We start from the raw sequence: 15,814 nt of genomic DNA, 5'->3' as shown, positions 1-15,814 counted from the left end.
CTCGATTGTTGGATCGTTGATTGGGGAGATCAGGCAGGTTACAAACTGGGGTGTGGTGAATGGTTCGATTTGTACCTCGGTTATGGAAAAGTGTTATCCTGTCGTCTGGAGCTTGGTATGGATTGGTACATTATCACTGGTCATCAGGATGTCCGTTTTTATTTGAAGCAAAATGAAACCTATCATATTGGTCTATAGATTGTTTTTGGGAGGCAGTTACAAGCCTCCCTATCAATAAAAGGCAATAAATCCGTCAAGAGTAGGACAAAATGATACGTCAGTTTTTGGACATTATTTAGTGTCATTAACAGTCTTCTGCTGCTCATGATCCACGAAAACGTAGTGAACAAAAAGCTTATCCATGACCAAGCTATAGTAGCGGTGAATTTTCTTGTCATATTGTTTTTGGATGTAGCCTATAGGGGCATCGTGTTCGCTTTTTACATTCATCAAAGTCGCAGAGGTTAATGAGAATGGTTCGTAGAAGGTATAGGTTTGCATAAAAAAAGCCCCTTTCTATTGTAGTTTGCACATGGTTCGGAAGAAACTTAGACCATGTGAAGAGATTTGCAGCAACGTTGATAAGCGACTGTTTAGTCCTTCTCATTCTTCCTCTTGTGTTCCTTCAAGATCTCTTGGAACTCGGGGTCGTCTTCGAGGTTCCATAATTTGATATCGGCTTCGTTATTAAGGTCAACGATGATGTGTCCTTCCTCATTCACCTCAACCATTCTTGGCTTTGGTTGACCCATTTTTTCTAGCACTTTTCGCTGCGCCTCCACGATCTTATCCATTCGTTCCAGCTCAACAGCGACTTCTTCTTCTGACATCTCATCAATATTGCGCTCTTTTTTCATTGTAAACTCATCCATTGATACCAGTTCCACGTGCGTATTTTCGGTATCCTCAATTTCCAGACCTTTTAGCATCTCATGATATTTCGGATCATTTTCATCCACATCCCATAACCATAACTTCAGATCGTCTTCACTTTGGATGTCAATGATGTACTTTTCTTCTTGGCTGTCCTCTGATGTCATCACATCTTGCTTCGAGTTCTCAAGAATTGGACCTTCATCTCGGGGACGACACTCTTGCTTAGTCCCTAGCTCATTCTCGTTCATTTTCTCTGATTTCTTCATACCTCACCCTCCTAGTAACGGTAAAATCATTGCCCCGTTCGTCTTGTTGCCTTATTGCTTTGACGATGGAAATCAGCATCGGTTCCCTTTGATCCCTTAATTGTAAATGAAACCCATATAATAAGGCAACCCATTATAATGAAACCCCCTCAGCATTCGTGGTGAGTGCGAGGGGGTTATGATGACTTTCAAGAGTCAATAGAAAGGAGGACTCTTCTTCTACTACACTTACAACTAAACGAAGACATCACAGCTGTGTTAGGCAATGTAGAAATGCATAACATTGCAATTGCACCTACACAGTAATGCAAATTGACATGGAGCCTCTATGGGCATGCACTTTTGTTTTGCACTACACACTTTCAACCGCTAAGGTAATTCCAATGCACAAAAGAACACAACATTAAAGTTTTGATTTCTTTTGTGCATTGGCTAAGCATCAATTTAAACTGGAATTTTGTACGCTAACTTTTTAATATTTAATGATAGCCGGATTAATTTTTTCTAATCCATCAGGCATTTTATGAACATCAATAAAATAATTATTATTGGATACGTCAACATTATAGCTGTACAACTCAAATTCAATTTGAATACTAATCTTATTGAGTTCGCCAGACGTATTCGCTCCAATAACAATGCCGTAACTATCGTCACCAACGCGTAAGCTTTCATAAGTAACATAGTTAGGGTCTGATCCATGACCTACACTTTCTATTTTTAATTGGTCATTAAATCCCTCTTCTAAGTTAGCTGTACCAATCCTTCCATCAAGTTCAAAGAGAGCATAATAATTACCTGAATTAGCCACATTTTTAACTTTAAGCATTCTAATATTTTCGTAGGAGCCCCGGGTTCCATTCTCATCAATATATGCCTTGATACCCTCTCCTATTTAATTTTTATTGATATAGTACTGTTGCGAATAAAAATAATATATGCAAGAAAGAATTATTATTAGTCCAAACGGAATGTATAGTTTTTTCATCTAGTTCTCCTTTTTATATGCGATGATACGGTATCTTTAATGATAATGAAAGGAGTTTAGGTGTTAATTACACTCAATAATGTGCAGAATCTGATGGTTCATTTTTTCCTAAACTTGACGGATTTCTTGCCTCCAAAAGATAGGGAGGCTTGTAACAGCCTCCCTAAAATAATCTATATGTAACCGTCAACCCCAATTGGCTCTTACGTACACTTCGTGAAACATGACAACCTAGTTTAGAACCTCAAGATTCCTTTTTTCAAAATTGATAGAGTACCCGTTTTTTAAAAATTCTACGCTAGCGCGGCCGTAGAGTTGGCGTTTAATCATTTTTAAGCGAGTGACCTGGCCTTCTAAGACGGCGTTGCTGTATGAGTAGACAAGTGCTGCCTTAATAGATGATTTTTCCTTTTTCATCTGTTTGATGAATGAGTTGAGCTCAGGGCGGCTAACTGTATCACCCATCCGGAGAATATAATGGAAAATCTCCTTGTCCTTTGTTCGAATCATGTCTCGGTATAGCTGTACAAACCCATAAATCTCTTTGGTTTCAGGATACAAAGTTAATACCTGATTTAAAAGGTGTCTTTTTTTCTCAGTCAAATCGACAAGAGGTTTCCAGTATAGATGGTACACGTGTTTCCGCGACAGAAAACGTTCTTTTCTGTCGGAATGTTGACGTCGTACGTCCGACACATGGTTCCGTATAGCCCGATAACTTCCTCGGTATCCCTTTTCACGAATCGAGCCTTCAATAGCATCAATCGTGCGCCCGAGCTTTACTTGCTCGTCCAAATAAGAGAGGAAAGGGTCAATCTCATGAGGACGCCTTCTTCTTCTTGTCTCAGGCGGCCTTTTCATCGTTTCGTATTTTTTAACCGTCTGTCTACTCATCTCAAATTGCCGGGCAATTCGTAGATAAGGGACACCTTTTTGCCTCAATTCTTTGACCCGGAGTGCGATCTCCCACTTCTTTTTCGCGCTTTCTGACCATTCTCTGGATCCCTGACCTGTTTGACTGGGTCTGTTGGCTCCGAAGACACGGGCTGGACAGTAGGTTCTTTAGGAATTCGGTTTGGCAATGATTTTTGTAGGATTCGCTTCAACAGGGAACCAAGGTTATGCACAAGATGAAAACGGTCACTAATGTGTTGTGTATAGGGAAGAGCACGCTTGATCTCTTTTTGAAATGACTGGCTCCAGTCCCTTGTCACCAGTTGAATGAATGGACGTTTTTGAAACCATTCCTTCACCGTTTCTTCGTTGCGATCTGGCAAAACGTCAATGGGGGCATGCGTAGTTAAATCACAGAGAAGCGTGCCATAGTCATGGCCTTTGCGAAAAGCGAAATCGTCAATCCCGACGAAAGGGAGGCGTGGCCTCTACCACCTCTTCCCGGTACACTAAATCCAATAGCGCATCATGGCTGGCAGGCATATGAAGCTTTTTGCACACTTTTTCTGCCTGTAAGCAACTCATAGAATACGCCATTGTTGTCAACTTCTCTTCAAGGCGTTTGCTTCGTCTTCGATACGCATCCAACCACGGGAAACGCTCCGTGAAAATCTGGGCGTTACACGAAGCCCCCGTACAAAACCATTTATTTGAGCACAAAAGAACGTGGACCTCTTTGTCAACCATAGGCACATCCTGAATCTTCCGCGTATAACGGCTATGGCGCCGACTCGAATTCGTACCACAGTGAGGGCACTTGGCATGTGGTGAAGTTACATTCATGACCATAGAAAAAGTGTTGGCATCTTCTTCTTGGTACATGATCTCCGTGCGAGTATCAAATGATGTTTCAAGTCCCATGATGATCACTCCTTGCACAACCCTACCCGTTATTCAAGGAAATAATCACCAAGATTCCGTAAGAGCCTATTTTTTTAGTGCTTAATATAAAAATTCACGCGTCCCCGGCATAATATCTACAACCAGTTAGACGCCAGTACTTACGTCCATAGACGCTCACATATTCATCAACATTGGCCATCAATTGTAAAATCATGCTTGTTTTTTAAAACTGAATTGTTCAATTAAGCTAACATGACTTTTGCCTCCTTGCTTTAATTAGTCTTTATTGGTATTATTAATTCATAATAATAAGAACATGATAAGAAGGAAATTGGTGCTGAGCAACTGCCTGCCCGATTTCCTTCTTTCAATTTATTAAAATTTGGTCTTAAACCCTCTTAAATGTCTAGGAACCTTTGTTAACATCGTAATTCATTTTTGGTGAACATAAATAAATAATAATGATCCATGGATCCTCTTGTGTTGAACCAATTTACGTAATCAAACCATTCCATATTTAATGTGGCTGCACTGTCAAAGACACGTCAATAGACGAACTCTGTTTTGATACATTCGAAAGACGCCTCTGCTACGGCATTATCGTAAGGGGTCCCTTTATCGATTAACGCTGGATTTGAAACGACTTTAAAGCCCCCTATATATCTTGGTTCACAAACTCTCCTCCACGATCCGTATGGAACATTTCTAGATCGTACAGTTTATATGGGACTCTAACGAAGGCACGGCGAACGAGTTGAACATCTTAACTTTGTTCCGGAACTAAATCCTATGTTCTCCCTATTATAAAGATCTAGAAGAATACAAAGGTAGTACCACTTGTTTCCTACACGGACTTAAGTCAGGTTGCTCACCACAACGCTCAATTCTTATCCTTGTTGAAAGTTACGATCTAGCTCGTTTCCTACGCTAGATTCATTGCAGGTCGTTTCTTTGTACTTGTATTGAGCGGTCGTATATTTAGAAACCAAGCCTTCTTCTTTCATGATGCGGCCAATACGACGAATGCCAAACCGATTGAACACTTCGACAAGGATCTATTTTTTAAACTAGTCGAAAAGATGACTGTATATTAAGTAGAGACGGTGGTTGTAGCTTTGCTAGATGGCACAGGTATTGAATGCAAATTTAATAAACAATTTATCAAGGTGCAAAGATAGAAGGTACATCAAAACCATAGGGTTGTCTCCAGAGTCTTGTTTGTATGCGTTTTTAACTTTTTGAAAAACTGACAGTATTTATAGATCAGGGGACCAAGTCAAATTGATCAATTTTCTTATAGATTAACAGACCCCGCAATTTAGAAATGGCCTTTTTTTCAATCTGACGTATTCTTTCACGAGTAACAGAATAGTCTTTCCCTATTTCCTCTAATGTTTTTGGCTCTCCATCTTCAAACCCCATACGTTTTTTTATTATTTCTGCTTGTCTATTAGGCAATTCGTTTATTAAGTCAAGTAAGGTGTTATATATATCGTTTTCAATTACTTGATCAATTGGATTCTTTGATTCTAGAAGACTTATATTAAAATCCATATCCATCGAAGGAATAACTAATTCTATTAAATCGGTATCATCATTTTCATCAGATACGATTAAATTTAATGAATAAATGTTAAGAAAAGAATATTCGATATTTTTAAGTTCATAATACTTCTCAATTGTTATATCTAAGCTTTTAGTTATGTGCTTGATGTCAATATTGCCATGTGCTTTTAGTGAGTCTCTTTCAAACCTTCTTAGTTTATTAATTGTTTCGTGTAGGTGAACAGGAATCCGAATTGTATAGCCATTATCATTAATGTAACGCGTAATGGATTGGCGGATCCAAAAAGTAGCATATGTGGAAAAAGAATAACCCAGTGATAAATCGAAAAGCTCAATTGCTTTAATCATTCCTATAACACCCGTATTTACCAAATCATCAAATTCTAATTTATGTCTAATCCCCATATATTTTTTTGCTATCTTTTTCACGAGTTTTAAGTTGGCTGTAATAAGTAATTCAAGAGCTAGATCATCTTCTTCAGACTTGATTTTTTTTAAGAGATTTTGATTGTCGTTGTAAGTTATATTAGAAATGTCGATAGTATCATTTTCAAGTTCATCTAGAAGATTATTGGGATTAAACTTTGCTAGTACTTCATTAGTATTTGAATTATTAATTGTATCATCGCATAGCGGTTTTGATTGCACAATTTTATTATCACTGGATGAATGTTCCTTATCTAGCACTGATTTTATTGGTGTCACAGTTGACTTGTATTTATAATATCCTTTTTGTTTTAAATACGAGATAACTTTATCAGTGTTAATATTTTGTCCGGTTTCTAATTTGTAGAGATTACATAGCCACTCAACATTAATAACTGATTCTGAATTAAAGTTTAATAAACGGTGGTCAAAAATAGTTTTCAAATTGTCCGGCATTTTCTAGCACCCTTTACGGAATGTTCCAATATTTTTAGTAGTATAATACAATGGTACCATATATATATATTTAAGTGGGAGTGAAACTAGTGCTGAAAAACATCTTTTTAAAAGAATTTCAAAAACTAAGGGATCGCTATGCAAATGAAATAAAGATAACTTTTGTATTCAAAGGCTTTCCGCACGATTGGTTACAAATGTTAGAGCAGGATAAACTATTTCCTATTGCGTTAGGAACACCTTTACATGAATTGAATAATCAAAGGCAAAATTTGATTGTACAGTTTGTAACAACTATTTTAGAGGGTAACAATAAATGGCTTACATTTGAGGAATTTGCAACAATCCCATCGGATAACTTCCAGTCCTTCACTAAAACGATTATTATTAATAACAATCTTTTCGATTCGTATTATCCACTTGAATATAGGATACCACCACATCACATTGAACTATTTCAAAGAGAAGAAAAAAGCGATCAATACTTGGAAAATGACTATTTAAATGATTATTATTCTAGCATTGAGCTTTCTAATAACGGGAATTGTTTTGTGTCATATATAGATGAAGAAAAATATGAACAGGTATCATTATTTTCAAATAGTGAAGTTCAATTGGAGTATGATTCGATAGATGCAAATGTTCCATTTGTAGAAATTGGAGCAGAAATGGCACTTGATTTTTATGATTTATTGTCAAATCTCCAAAAAGATTTACCTAAAGAGATTTACTTGAGTTGGATAGATCATAAGACTGCTAATTACACTGCGCAAGTAAATCTAGATAAAATACATGTTTTAAAGAACTATTTCCCAGAATTAAAGATATATCGCGTATTAAAAGTTGTTCCAGAACAGTTAATTTCTCCTGAACGAGAACATGCATATTTAGATATCTTAAAAAGATATTGGGGATATAATTCTTACAGAAACTTGCGCGTTTATAAGAATGTTGATTCCTTAACTGATAAAAAAGAAACAGAAAATATATCACAAATGCAAATAATAGACTCTATAGTGATGCAGGCAGACCAAGCAAAGGGTAATAAAGATGTTCCGGATTTCAGGGACGTATTTGTTACTGCTCCGACAGGTGCAGGTAAATCTGTAATGTTTCAAGTCCCTGCGATTTATTTAGCGGAAAAATACAATTTTTTGACCATTGTTATATCTCCGCTTATCGGTTTAATGAAAGACCAAGTTTATAATTTACAAGAAAAAAATGTAACTTTTTCTGGGACAATAAATTCTGAAATCTCACCCATGGAGAAAGCTAATATTGCACAACGTATAGCTGATAAAGAAATATCTATATTATACATATCACCTGAAACATTATTGAGCCGTGCGGAAATTACTGCATTAATTGGTGATAGGGAAATAGGATTATTTGTTATTGATGAGGCTCACATTGTAACAACTTGGGGTAAAGCATTTCGCGCAGACTATTGGTACTTAGGTGACTACTTACAAAAAATACGTAGAGGAATACAGTATAAAAATGGGAAAATGATAGAAGAAACTACCTCCAAGCATCGGTTTCCTATTGCTACTTTTACAGCTACAGCAATTTATGGCGGGATCGAGGACATGTATGCAGAAACACGGGATAGTTTGTTATTGAATAACCCAATTAATTATTTTGGTTATGTGAAGCGGGATAATATTCACATGAATATTAATAAAGTGGAAAAGGAGTCATCTACCGATAATGAGTATTTAAAAATAAAACATACACTTCTATTAAAAAATATTGAGTTTGAATTATCTCACGGTAGAAAAGTCTTGATTTATTTTCCACTCGTAAAATCTATTTTTAACTTTAAGAACTTTCTAGAAAGATATGCTGACCAATCCATAACAGATAAGGTAAGTGAGTATTATGGTCGATTAAAGAAAGAAGAGAAAAATGAGAGTTTCTTACGTTTTAAGGATGGGAACTCAAAAGTAATGTTGGCAACAAAAGCTTTTGGAATGGGAATAGATATTCCAGATATTGATACGGTTATTCACTTTGCTCCTACAGGAAACGTTTGTGACTATGTTCAGGAAATTGGGAGGGCCGCCAGGGATCCAGAAAAAGTGGGACAGGCATCATTTTCATTTTTAAAGGAAGACTTTAAACATGTCAATAGACTTCATGGTATTAGTACACTCAGAAAATCTCAGCTTATTCAAGTTATGCAAAAAGTATTAGACTTGTATAAACAAAGAAGTGGTCAAAAAAATGCTCGTCACTTATTAGTGAGTGCGGAGGAGTTTCATTATATATTTCAAGGCAAGAAAGATGATACTGGATCTGTGAATAGTGATCAATTAGATAATCAGTTAAAAACCGCGTTGTTAATAATAGAAAAGGGTTTTATAAATTCACCACTTAAATATTCTCCTATAGTTGCACGCCCTAGAAGTATATTTACTGTAGATTATTTTAAGGTGCTTAATGAACAAGAAAATCTGCTTAATCAACGGTATGGAAAATATATTGAAAAGCACTGCGAATTAATAGGAGAAAGATATTCCAGTGTATACAAGGTATTTTTGGATGCAATGTGGAAGGACCTGTATAGTCATCTATCATTTCCAAACTTTAAGAGATTGTTACACGAGAAAGCATATGAGCTCAATAATAAGATACTGACCCATTTAGATTCGATTTTTATTATCAACTTAAAGCTGAATAATAGATTTCAGGCACAATTTTTACGGGATTTAGAGAGTTCGTTGGAAAAATTAAATAAAATTTTTTCAACGTATATTATTAAGCGGAAAGTGTTTACAACAGGTGATATTGAAGGCAATTTGGTAAAAACGTTGAATTTCTCTTCTTATAAGGCTGAATCCTTTGTAATACAGTTGCTTGAGAGTATAACCCAATATGAAAATATCATGAACTCCTCAAGCACACAGCGTACAAATATATTAATTAAAAATGAGTATCGAAATAAAACATCTTACAAGATATTACCTGCACTGAGCGGGTTTACAAAGTTTATTTTAAACGAGGTAAAGAAAATTCTTCATAATTCCAAAGAAGTAAATCAAGTGAATTACTTGGAATATTTTATTCGTAAACAAGATAAGATTGGCACTGCGAAGTTATTTTTGGTCCTAGGAATGCTTGAAATGATGGACTTAGCTCTTTATGAAGTTAAAGGTGGTGACCATCCACAAATTTATATACGTGTCGGTTCACAGTATCAAATTGAAAAAGTGTTAAATGCCCCGAAGAGTTACAAAAATAGCATACTAGAGAATGTGCATGAACGACATAATACATCAGTTGAAATGTTGAAGTTTTTATTTGAAAATGAAAAGATGGAAACTGATGAGTTTTGGAATTATATTGAGGAATATTTTTTAGGAGAATTACCAAAAGAAGTGGAACAAGCGTTAGAAAAAAGGAAAACAGAGAGAATAGAAAGATACAGAAAGAAAAGTTCTGGGGCAAGTGGAACACTTACGTAACAGGAAGGTATATCATTTTTAGGATCATTCAGATTAAAGTTTTGAGGTATCAATGTGTTGGCTATAAAAAAATAGCAGAAGCAATGGGCCTATCTCGCGATGTTATCAAGGGCTATAGTAAATAATTGCAGATAACAAAATGTACCATTATCCAGTGAATGCCAAACGATGTACCGTGCTCACCTTTTGTATAATAAATGAGCACTCCCTCTGGGGGTGCCATTATTATGTAGGAGGTTATTTTGTATGATTCATTATCGAAAAATCTTGGAATTCCACGATGAGGGAATCAGTCTCAGGGGCATTGTAACCGTCAACCCCAATTGGACACTTTTTAGTCTTTAAATATCTTCTGCTGATGCTTTAATCGATGACTCTCATTGTTCAAGTGGATGACCTCCACTTGATGCAGTAGACGGTCCAATATGGCTGTCATCATTCCTTGGTTACCGACGATCTCTGTCCATTCCTCAGGGCTACGATTAGACGTTAAAATCAGCGAGCTCTGTTCATATAGTTGATGAATCAGTTGAAAAATGAGTATTGCAGATAAAATGAGCCACTTGTGCGGACTTTTAAACCACCGGTTGCGGAACTTTAAGCCATCGTTTGCGGACGAGAGAGCCAAAATGCCTTCTTAAAAATCCTCCCTGTATACTTAAGATGCATGCGTTGTCGCATGATATCTATGTACAGGGAGGGTTTTTATGTGATTAATTGTCGTAAGATTCTAGAGCTCCATTTGGATGGTGTAAGTCAGCGAACGATCAGTGCGAGTACAGGTCATTCCAGGAATACTGTCGCTGGCGTTATCCAGCGTTCAAAGGCCCGAGGGGTTCTATCTCTAAATGGTACGATGACAAACGCCTGGTTACATGCATTTCTGTTTTGGAAAAAGGCTATTATCCGGTGGATTGGGAGAGGATTCACAAAGAACTTCAGAAGATGATTACGGCCAATGAAATGCACCATCATTGACATAGATCTTACCAACGAATGTCAAAGATTGTACCAGTGAATGCCAAGCGATGTACCGTGCTCACCTTCTGTATAATAAATGAGCACTCCTTCTGGGGGTGCCATTATTATGTAGGAGGTTATTTTTGTATGATTCATTATCGAATGTTAATGCTTCTTAATAACGTCCATATGTTGACGGTGTTGTTTGTCCGGGGGTTGACGCATATAATGTCCTTAATCACCCTGAAGAAAGGAAAAGACGCCTTCCTTAATGCCGGCCATTAGCAGTGGCGCGACGGAAGACGTCCCTCAAACAATATGATTATTGTTAATGATTATTTCATAGTGGAATCCGCCGAGAAAGGCGTTTTTTATTAAATGTGCAGGAAAGGTTCCTTGTCCCTGTTTTAATCAACGGGTCTACAAGGTCATCGGTTCAAGAGAACGAAAGGTAAAAGATGAAAGAAGCATGGCCAGAACGTTTATCATCAGAAGGCTGCGTTGCCAGCAGTGTACAAAGATTCACCACGAGCTACCTAAACTGATGATTCCATATAAACGTTACGCTACAGAAGTCATTGAAGAGACTATTTTTCAAACGTCCCACCTAACGGTGGCAGCTGATGAATCTACGATCTACCGGTGGAGGAAATGGTTCTTTGAATTGATAGATTACTGGCTGTTCATTCTTCAATCCTTACTAATTCAACTTGAGCAGAATGAGACCTCAACAGATGACCTGTCCAGTCGCCTGTTGCCTGTGCATAAACGAATTGGACAATGGTTCGGCACAGCGTGCGGATGGCTGGGGAAAATTGTCCATCCAGTTGCGAATCATCATTTTTGGGTACATACCCGTTCTGCGTTTTTGTCCACTTATCCATAATTTACACTTCTATTATCAGAAAAAGGAGTGTGACCCATGGGAAGAACAAAAGCAGAAGAAAAAGCAACGAATCGCTTTCAGATGATTGCGCCATTATTAAATGAAGAACTGGATAATCAGGAGAGAGGCAGACTTCTCAAGCAAATTTGTGTGCAACATGGACTTTCAGTGCGCACCCTTCGTCGTTATCTCTCGCAATTTAAGGAGAACGGCTTTGAGGAGTTAAAACAAAAGCCGTATCGTTCAGTTCCAGAGGAACGACAGGATAAAGTGCTTGTACAGGCGATTTTACTGAGACGTGAAGTGCCAAGCAGGAGTATTGCCTCCATTATACAAATCCTCGAGTGGGATGGCCTTGTAGAAAAAGGTGTACTGAAACGAGCCGTCGTTTATCTCATGAAGGCTTTCCATTTCAATCAACTGTGCGAGGAGCATTATTTTTGTTTAAGATTCAGTTGACAGCTTTTTTGTATAGGCGTCTTGACCTACGTGACCAAAATAGGCGGTGAGTTTTTTAAATCAATGCTCCTATTTATTCACCAAATTACGGAAGTAAAATATACATGTCTACAGAGTATCTTTGGCATTGGATTTTAACAGAAATCACCTATCTTTCCATTGTTAAAGTTTTTTTCTTGTGCACCTGCTTTTATAATGTTTTGTGTATTTTTATTTTTCTATCTTAATTAATGCAACGTTAGTGATATGAACCCTATATTTAATATCAATGTTTAATTTCTCTTGTAATTTGTTACAGGCAACCGCATTTTGACGATAGAACTCTTCCTTAGACATATACGATGAAAAAATTTTATCGTATGATTCATCAATTTTACATAACAAGGGTCTAGATTCGTAAATGGAGCATTGATTGTTCTCTAAGTTAGTACACTTTCCGTTTTGATTATATTCTTCTAAAAACTCGATACCATCTATGGATAAGCAACAAGCTCCACAAGATGTACATGGAAATAGTATCATAAAACCAGCTCATCATCACTTAACATGAATGCCTCAAACTCATTAAACTGCTCGTATTCGAATTTAACATTTAGTCCATTTGCTAAAGACACAATTGCTTTTTCTGTTAGCCCGGAGTCAATAATAGTAAGATCAACAAGTTTCTTCAATTCACTAAAACTAGTCTCGTATTCCTTATAATATGCAATTAATAATTTCTCTTCTTCTTTAATTTGATGAATGATTATTTTAGATAAAGCTTCTGCTTGGAGGCGCGCTTCTTTTGCTAATTGCAAATCTTCTCTTGCATTGATGAATACCTTATAAATTTGTTTCATACCGATCAACGTAACTGTACCTGCAATAGCAGCTCCTACAGGACCAAATAGAGCGGCTCCAGCAGCAGTCATTACAATACCGGAAAAACAACTAACAGCATTTGAGCCTAAACCCTCGATATATTCCTCTGTCGAAATTTTATTGGTTAAAAAATTATATGTAAGTTCTGTAATATTGACAGCAGAACTTGCAAGGGCTGTAACCACATTCCCCGACATTATAGGGTTATTCTTTCCAATATACTTTAAACCATAGGATACACCACTTATAATAGCACCACGTGTTGCGCTATTAACAACAGCTTTTCCTGTCTCCTTCACACAGAAATCACGCTTAAAAACACCTTGAGCTGCACTTACAGTACCTCCCACAAAGGCCCCTGCTAACGCACCACTTAACACTGCATTTTTAGCACCAGAAATAAACTCAGTCTTCTTCATTTCAGCTACAATTGTTTCTGGATCTTTTGCAGCACGTATTGATTCATCATAAGTTGTTCCACCACTCTTAATTTCACCATACTCAATTTGGCCTTTAGTAGAACCATATGCACTCTTGTAATCTTCAGCGTAAATACCATTTGAATTCATACGCTTATCTATTAATTCATTTACTTTTTGTTCATTTTCGACGTTTACTAATCGATCCATTCCATTATATTTCGCATTTGCAACAGCACGGGCAGTCGCAGATGTTTTGTTATAAGATTTTGCTTGTATTTCTTTGAAAATATCACCCTTCGGATTGCGTATCAGAATATCGGCTGCTGCATGAGGTTGACCTAATTGATCAGTTGTTACAGCCCTTAATAGACTTCCAGCTTTGGCAGCAGATACATTAAATTTTGTAGTTTCTATTATTTCAAACATTCTACCTTGAGTCTTATCAGAAGCACAATTAATGTATTGTTTAGCTACTTTCGTTAACTGCTCTGAACCTGCGACAGTTTCTATAAGTGCATTTCCTTGTCTTTCAACTGTTTCACTGACAACTTGTCCTGATATGAAGTCGATCTCCGATTGACGTAACGCGACCATGCACTCCCTCCTATATAGCTGATATTTTTTGTTTTTCAGCCGAAATAACTGATTGGAGATTAGGTATCAATTCTCCTTTTTCATCTAAAATTGTTGTATTTAAAATATCTCTCATAATAATTGCTAATTTGTAATTGTTATGGATAATGACTTGTTCCTCAACAGAGAAATTCCTAAAATCTTTTCCCTTGTTAGTAATTATATTTTCCATCTTCCCAACGTTGGAAGCTAATAATTTATCAGTACTAATGGCCAGTTTTTGCATGCTTTTCGTAGTAGCCCTAATTTGTGCCATAACGGTGGACGCCGACTCAAGTTTCTGTAATTCTGAATTTACTTCTGCTTCCTTCGCATGCATCTCTAACAATTTTTTCTCTGTTGAAGCAGCAAAGATTAAGCTTCCAATAGCTAAAGCAGGAGCTAAAGCTATTCCACCTAAAACCATAGTGCCACCCGCCACCCCTAATCCACCAGCTGCTAAAGATCCTCCACCTAGAAATGCTAGAGTAGCATTTTGCGCTGCAATACCACTTAGTGTGGCAATAGCAGTTCCAGTAGATGCAGCTGAAAACGTAGCAGTAGCACCTACTGCTCCCATTGCAGCTAGACCGCCACCAGCTAAAGAAGCAACCCCAGCTGTCATAATTTGCCCTGCTTTTACAACTTGAGTCTCTAAATGTAATACAAATCGTTCAATCTCACTATTGGAAACAAATTTATCTGTTACAGCTTCACCTTTAAAGGTTACGTTCTTAATTTGTTTAAAGCTTTCTACAAATTGCTTCATAGTTCCACCGAGTATTTCTAATTTCACTTTGCCGTAATTCTCAAATGTACGATTTGTATCATCACGACTTAATTGAAAATTCGTACTAGATGTTTTGTATTTGTATTTAAGATTTTCTGCTAACTCCTTTGTATCTTTCATATTGTTATAAGAGTCATACCCTTTTTTCCCTGCTACTGCGGCAGATACTGCGGTAGCCCCTGCAACGATTATTGGAATTAATGGTAGAGGCATAGTACACCCTTCTTTCGTTTTTATAATAAATTTTACACAACGTATATTAATTGTTAATGAATTCCACAACGGAGAAATCAGCTTTAGGTACCTTTAATGCATTATCTTTATTATCCTGAAAATCATTTCGGCCAGTACCGTGGACACGTAGTAGGGGTGAGTTTTTTATTAACACAGTTTTAAGATAATAACTCTTTCTAGGATAATTAATATCAAGACAATCAGCAAGTTGATTATATGAAAGTATTGCTAAGTGGCTCTCATTTAGCTTTGAGTGAAAGCCACACACGAAAGCAAAAGTCAGAGGTTGAACTTTATGCTGTTTTATAATCTCATTCACTTCTTCTCCACTATAAGTGAAGCTCCATTGTTTTTTTGCTTCTCTAATTGGCTTAATAGGGGATGTTGCATACTTTACATATAAATGATAATGACCTTCATCAGTTTGAACATTGTACATACGCCGGTTTTCATTATCACGTAGCAAAGATGGCTGATTGCCTTTGTTGATCATAAAAGATAGAAGCGCTCCATAATAAAAATCTACATGTTGCAAAGAAGTGCGCTGTTTTGGTGAAGGTTTTACAAACTCATCAAGTATCATATCAAATTCCTTCCATATAGATATAACGCCTTAGGTCAGTAGCAAAGAACATCTATTGTACTTTATTTTAGGCTCAACGCCATAATCAGTGCTTGACAATATAACTTTCTCTAAGTAATAGAAAAACATCTGCCATTCCTGTAAAGTTGTAAGTCCGACCAAACA

At 36.8% G+C, this 15,814-nt stretch carries 18 protein-coding genes and 1 pseudogene; 6 read left to right on the top strand and 13 right to left on the bottom strand.

The annotated features are described in order from the left end of the window. Positions 1 to 198 (top strand): DUF5348 domain-containing protein (locus EV213_RS20400; protein ID WP_243740313.1); only part of this gene is annotated, 198 nt, incomplete at its 5' end. A 93-nt stretch (positions 199 to 291) separates the two neighbouring features. Here EV213_RS20400 and EV213_RS20395 read toward each other — a convergent pair. From EV213_RS20395 to EV213_RS20365, 8 genes and pseudogenes are all read right to left on the bottom strand, one after another. After that, the gene (locus tag EV213_RS20395; RefSeq protein ID WP_133582410.1) at positions 292 to 501 is read right to left on the bottom strand and encodes a tubby C-terminal domain-like protein; all 210 of its coding nucleotides are present in this window, start codon (positions 499 to 501) and stop codon (positions 292 to 294) included. Positions 502 to 593: 92 nt separating this feature from the next. Further along, a complete protein-coding gene (locus EV213_RS20390; RefSeq protein WP_133582409.1) occupies positions 594 to 1,142 on the bottom strand; it encodes a hypothetical protein in 549 nt (182 codons plus the stop codon). Between the two features lie 472 nt (positions 1,143 to 1,614). Beyond that, positions 1,615 to 1,971, bottom strand: a complete 357-nt coding sequence (locus EV213_RS20385) for a hypothetical protein (RefSeq protein ID WP_133582408.1) — start codon at positions 1,969 to 1,971, stop codon at positions 1,615 to 1,617. Between the two features lie 390 nt (positions 1,972 to 2,361). Further along, positions 2,362 to 3,072 carry a transposase gene (locus tag EV213_RS20380; protein WP_133582407.1) on the bottom strand — a complete coding sequence of 237 codons (711 nt, stop codon included), beginning with the start codon at positions 3,070 to 3,072 and terminating at the stop codon, positions 2,362 to 2,364. Beyond that, positions 3,069 to 3,488 carry a transposase gene (locus tag EV213_RS21395; RefSeq protein ID WP_133582411.1) on the bottom strand — a complete coding sequence of 140 codons (420 nt, stop codon included), beginning with the start codon at positions 3,486 to 3,488 and terminating at the stop codon, positions 3,069 to 3,071. Before EV213_RS21395 ends, EV213_RS20380 begins: the two co-directional genes overlap by 4 nt. After that, positions 3,484 to 3,945: a transposase family protein gene (locus EV213_RS20370; RefSeq protein WP_133582406.1), complete on the bottom strand. Its 462-nt coding sequence runs from the start codon at positions 3,943 to 3,945 to the stop codon at positions 3,484 to 3,486. Before EV213_RS20370 ends, EV213_RS21395 begins: the two co-directional genes overlap by 5 nt. Before the next feature lie 414 nt (positions 3,946 to 4,359). Beyond that, positions 4,360 to 4,949: pseudogene (locus tag EV213_RS21170) on the bottom strand (IS3 family transposase); the annotation flags it as partial. A gap of 241 nt (positions 4,950 to 5,190) precedes the next feature. Beyond that, positions 5,191 to 6,375 (bottom strand): sigma-70 family RNA polymerase sigma factor, encoded by a 1,185-nt coding sequence (locus tag EV213_RS20365; RefSeq protein WP_133582405.1) that lies wholly within the window; start codon positions 6,373 to 6,375, stop codon positions 5,191 to 5,193. Between the two features lie 89 nt (positions 6,376 to 6,464). Between EV213_RS20365 and EV213_RS20360 the strand changes: the two genes are divergently transcribed. Then, complete coding sequence (locus EV213_RS20360; RefSeq protein ID WP_133582404.1) at positions 6,465 to 9,842, top strand: helicase-related protein; 3,378 nt, start codon at positions 6,465 to 6,467, stop codon at positions 9,840 to 9,842. 334 nt (positions 9,843 to 10,176) lie between these two features. Here EV213_RS20360 and EV213_RS20355 read toward each other — a convergent pair whose 3' ends face one another. Next, positions 10,177 to 10,470 (bottom strand): ATP-binding protein, encoded by a 294-nt coding sequence (locus EV213_RS20355; RefSeq protein ID WP_279512779.1) that lies wholly within the window; start codon positions 10,468 to 10,470, stop codon positions 10,177 to 10,179. A gap of 81 nt (positions 10,471 to 10,551) precedes the next feature. Here EV213_RS20355 and EV213_RS20350 point away from each other — a divergent pair, with 81 nt between their 5' ends. The 4 genes from EV213_RS20350 to EV213_RS20340 all read left to right on the top strand — a co-directional run bounded on the left by EV213_RS20350 (position 10,552) and on the right by EV213_RS20340 (position 12,147). Then, on the top strand, positions 10,552 to 10,791 hold the full coding sequence (locus EV213_RS20350; RefSeq protein ID WP_208112792.1) for a hypothetical protein: 240 nt from the start codon (positions 10,552 to 10,554) through the stop codon (positions 10,789 to 10,791). Positions 10,792 to 10,949: 158 nt separating this feature from the next. Continuing rightward, a complete protein-coding gene (locus tag EV213_RS20950; RefSeq protein ID WP_166639442.1) occupies positions 10,950 to 11,087 on the top strand; it encodes a hypothetical protein in 138 nt (45 codons plus the stop codon). Between the two features lie 88 nt (positions 11,088 to 11,175). Then, positions 11,176 to 11,688, top strand: coding sequence for a DUF6431 domain-containing protein (locus EV213_RS20345; protein WP_279512780.1), 513 nt, complete (start codon positions 11,176 to 11,178; stop codon positions 11,686 to 11,688). 36 nt (positions 11,689 to 11,724) lie between these two features. Next, positions 11,725 to 12,147 (top strand): helix-turn-helix domain-containing protein, encoded by a 423-nt coding sequence (locus tag EV213_RS20340; RefSeq protein ID WP_133582401.1) that lies wholly within the window; start codon positions 11,725 to 11,727, stop codon positions 12,145 to 12,147. A gap of 210 nt (positions 12,148 to 12,357) precedes the next feature. Here EV213_RS20340 and EV213_RS20335 read toward each other — a convergent pair whose 3' ends face one another. From EV213_RS20335 to EV213_RS20320, 4 genes are read right to left on the bottom strand one after another with little or no spacing between them, the layout of a single operon-like run. Beyond that, complete coding sequence (locus EV213_RS20335) at positions 12,358 to 12,669, bottom strand: YkgJ family cysteine cluster protein (protein WP_133582400.1); 312 nt, start codon at positions 12,667 to 12,669, stop codon at positions 12,358 to 12,360. After that, entirely contained in the window at positions 12,666 to 14,024 is a 1,359-nt protein-coding gene (locus tag EV213_RS20330) for a hypothetical protein (protein WP_133582399.1), read from the bottom strand. Before EV213_RS20330 ends, EV213_RS20335 begins: the two co-directional genes overlap by 4 nt. 10 nt (positions 14,025 to 14,034) lie before the next feature. Next, a complete protein-coding gene (locus EV213_RS20325; RefSeq protein ID WP_133582398.1) occupies positions 14,035 to 15,045 on the bottom strand; it encodes a hypothetical protein in 1,011 nt (336 codons plus the stop codon). A gap of 46 nt (positions 15,046 to 15,091) precedes the next feature. Further along, positions 15,092 to 15,649, bottom strand: coding sequence for a hypothetical protein (locus EV213_RS20320; protein ID WP_133582397.1), 558 nt, complete (start codon positions 15,647 to 15,649; stop codon positions 15,092 to 15,094). Positions 15,650 to 15,814: the final 165 nt, after the last annotated feature.

This window comes from Aureibacillus halotolerans (assembly GCF_004363045.1).
In the GTDB taxonomy this organism is placed as follows: domain Bacteria; phylum Bacillota; class Bacilli; order Bacillales; family DSM-28697; genus Aureibacillus; species Aureibacillus halotolerans.
Note: the sequence above shows the minus strand (reverse complement) of the source record. Positions and strands in the feature narration are given on the sequence as shown.

Excerpts from the sequence above, each read along its gene's own strand:
- EV213_RS20395 (WP_133582410.1), bottom strand. The coding sequence starts at position 501 with ATGCAAACCTATACCTTCTACGAACCATTCTCATTAACCTCTGCGACT.
- EV213_RS20340 (WP_133582401.1), top strand. The coding sequence starts at position 11,725 with ATGGGAAGAACAAAAGCAGAAGAAAAAGCAACGAATCGCTTTCAGATG.
- EV213_RS20390 (WP_133582409.1), bottom strand. The coding sequence starts at position 1,142 with ATGAAGAAATCAGAGAAAATGAACGAGAATGAGCTAGGGACTAAGCAA.
- EV213_RS20950 (WP_166639442.1), top strand. The coding sequence starts at position 10,950 with ATGATTCATTATCGAATGTTAATGCTTCTTAATAACGTCCATATGTTG.
- EV213_RS20330 (WP_133582399.1), bottom strand. The coding sequence starts at position 14,024 with ATGGTCGCGTTACGTCAATCGGAGATCGACTTCATATCAGGACAAGTT.
- EV213_RS20320 (WP_133582397.1), bottom strand. The coding sequence starts at position 15,649 with ATGATACTTGATGAGTTTGTAAAACCTTCACCAAAACAGCGCACTTCT.
- EV213_RS20365 (WP_133582405.1), bottom strand. The coding sequence starts at position 6,375 with ATGCCGGACAATTTGAAAACTATTTTTGACCACCGTTTATTAAACTTT.
- EV213_RS20325 (WP_133582398.1), bottom strand. The coding sequence starts at position 15,045 with ATGCCTCTACCATTAATTCCAATAATCGTTGCAGGGGCTACCGCAGTA.
- EV213_RS20335 (WP_133582400.1), bottom strand. The coding sequence starts at position 12,669 with ATGATACTATTTCCATGTACATCTTGTGGAGCTTGTTGCTTATCCATA.
- EV213_RS20370 (WP_133582406.1), bottom strand. The coding sequence starts at position 3,945 with ATGGGACTTGAAACATCATTTGATACTCGCACGGAGATCATGTACCAA.
- EV213_RS20385 (WP_133582408.1), bottom strand. The coding sequence starts at position 1,971 with ATGCTTAAAGTTAAAAATGTGGCTAATTCAGGTAATTATTATGCTCTC.